Source organism: Corallococcus carmarthensis (genome assembly GCF_003611695.1).
Lineage (GTDB): Bacteria > Myxococcota > Myxococcia > Myxococcales > Myxococcaceae > Corallococcus > Corallococcus carmarthensis.
On record NZ_RAWE01000440.1, the window covers coordinates 1 to 1,952 of the forward strand.

The following is a 1,952-nucleotide window of genomic DNA, read 5'->3' on the forward strand; positions in this document are numbered from 1 at the left end:
GTGGTGGTGGCGGCGGCGGCCAGAGCAACACGGTCATCCCCGTGGAGCTCATCGTCGCCAAGCAGCGCAACGGTCCCATTGGTTCCGTGGAGCTGGTGTTCCTCGCGGAGTACACGCGCTTCGAAAGCCGCGCCCGGAGCGAGTAGCCGTCCGTCAGTCCCGGCCGGTGCGCAGGTAGCCCGTGACGTGCTCGCGGGCCGCCCGCACCGCGGCCTCAGGCCCCGTGCCCCGGCCCAGCTCCGCCGCCAGCGCGGACGCCAGCCGGCAGCCGGTGCCCCGGCGCTCCGGGGGCCGCTTCAACCGGCGTCCCCGCATCACCAGCGTGCGCCCGGAGAACGCCAGCACGTCCGCCAGCCCCTGCCCTTCCGGCAGGTGCCCGCCCTTCACCAGCACCGCGCCGAAGCCGCGCTGGCACAGCGCCTCGGCCGCCTCCTGGGCGTCCTCCACCGTGCCCAGCGCGGGCCGGCCCAGAAGCCACGCGGCCTCCTCCAGGTTCGGCGTCACCAGCACGCGCGGGCCCGCCAGCGCCAGGTAGTGCCGGGGCGTCAGCCGCGACAGCACCTGCCCCCGCGACGAGCGCACCACCGGGTCCACCACCCACCACGCATCCGAATCCTTGAGCGCGGCCTTCGCCGTGGACAGCTGCGACGGCCCCGGCACCACGCCCCACTTCACCGCGTGCAGGGGGCCCCACTCGCGCGCGGCCGTCACCTGCGCGGCCAGCATGCGCGGAGACGCCGGCACCACCGCGAAGGTATGCGAGCCCTGCGCCGTCTGGGCCGTGGGCACCGCCACCGCGTCACCGCCCCGCGCGCGCACCGCGGCCACGTCCGCCAGGAGCCCGGCCCTGCCCGTGGGCTCCAGTCCCGCCAGCAGCAGGACGCGAGGCCTCACCGGCGGTGCTCGCGCGCCTTCTGCACCAGCGACTTGTAGACGCCCAGGTGCACCGGGATGGTCCCCAGCATCAGCTCCGGGTGCCACTGCACGCCCAGCGCGAACGCGTGCGCGGTGGACTCAATCGCCTCCACCACGCCGTCCGGCGACAGCGCGCTCACCGTCACGTCCGTGCCCGGCTTGTTCACCGCCTGGTGGTGCGTGGAGTTCACCATCAGCTGCCCGTGCCCCACGGCCTCCGCCAGGAGCGTGCCGTTCTTCACCTCCACCGGGTGCTGCGGCTGGGTGCGGTCGTGCTTCTGCTCGTGGTCGCGCGCGCCCGGAATCTCTTTCAGGATGTCCTGGAACAGCGTGCCGCCCAGCACCACGGCGAGCAGCTGCATGCCGCCGCACACGCCCAGCACCGGCAGGTTGCGCTTGAGCGCGCCCCGGATGAGCTGCGCCTCGAAGGCCGTGCGGCCCTCCTTCAGCGGCCCCATGCCGTCACGGGCCTCCTCGCCATACGCGGCCGGAGGGATGTCGAACGCGCCGCCCGTCACCACCAGCCCGGACACCCGCTCCAGGTAGGCGTCCACGCAGGACGCGTCGTCGGTGTACGGCAGCACGAAGGGCAGGCCCCCCGCGCGCAGCACCGCCTCCGCGTAGGGCACCTTCAGCTCGTAGCGGGGAAAGGCGGAGTCGGCCGGCTGGGCCCAGTCCGGGCTGAGGCCGATGTTGGGACGACGCGGGGTCGTCCCGTGATGACGCGGAGGCGGATGGTTCATGGTGGGGGAGCTCCCCCGGGTTAGAGGCCACTCCCCCGCACGCTGTCAAACGCGGCGGACAGCTGGCGCACCCGCTCGGCGATGTCCTGGGCGAGCAGGGCGTCGGACACCACCGCCGCGCCGTGCGCCCCCGTCGCCGCCACCCGGGCGATGTTCGCCAGGCCCACCCCGCCAATGCCCACCACCGGCAGGGGGCTCTCCGCCACCACCCGCGCGAACGCCTCCAGCCCCAGCACCGGCGCCTGCACCACCTTCGTGGCCGTGCCGAACAGCGGCCCCACGCCCACGTAGTCC

4 protein-coding genes are annotated in these 1,952 nt (G+C 74.4%); 1 reads left to right on the plus strand and 3 read right to left on the minus strand.

The genetic code is table 11. The features are described from left to right. Positions 1 to 146 (plus strand): DnaB-like helicase C-terminal domain-containing protein (locus tag D7X32_RS44285; RefSeq protein WP_279635669.1); only part of this gene is annotated, 146 nt, incomplete at its 5' end. A gap of 7 nt (positions 147 to 153) precedes the next feature. Here the strand turns inward: D7X32_RS44285 and thiD are convergent. The 3 genes from thiD to D7X32_RS44300 all read right to left on the minus strand — a co-directional run. Next, a complete protein-coding gene (gene thiD, locus D7X32_RS44290) occupies positions 154 to 894 on the minus strand; it encodes a bifunctional hydroxymethylpyrimidine kinase/phosphomethylpyrimidine kinase (RefSeq protein WP_120608465.1) in 741 nt (246 codons plus the stop codon). Beyond that, positions 891 to 1,658, minus strand: coding sequence for a gamma-glutamyl-gamma-aminobutyrate hydrolase family protein (locus tag D7X32_RS44295; protein WP_120608466.1), 768 nt, complete (start codon positions 1,656 to 1,658; stop codon positions 891 to 893). The genes thiD and D7X32_RS44295 overlap by 4 nt, the downstream gene beginning before the upstream one ends. 20 nt (positions 1,659 to 1,678) lie before the next feature. After that, positions 1,679 to 1,952 (minus strand): thiamine phosphate synthase (locus D7X32_RS44300; RefSeq protein ID WP_147450530.1); only part of this gene is annotated, 274 nt, incomplete at its 5' end.

Excerpts from the sequence above, each read along its gene's own strand:
- D7X32_RS44295 (WP_120608466.1), bottom strand. The coding sequence starts at position 1,658 with ATGAACCATCCGCCTCCGCGTCATCACGGGACGACCCCGCGTCGTCCC.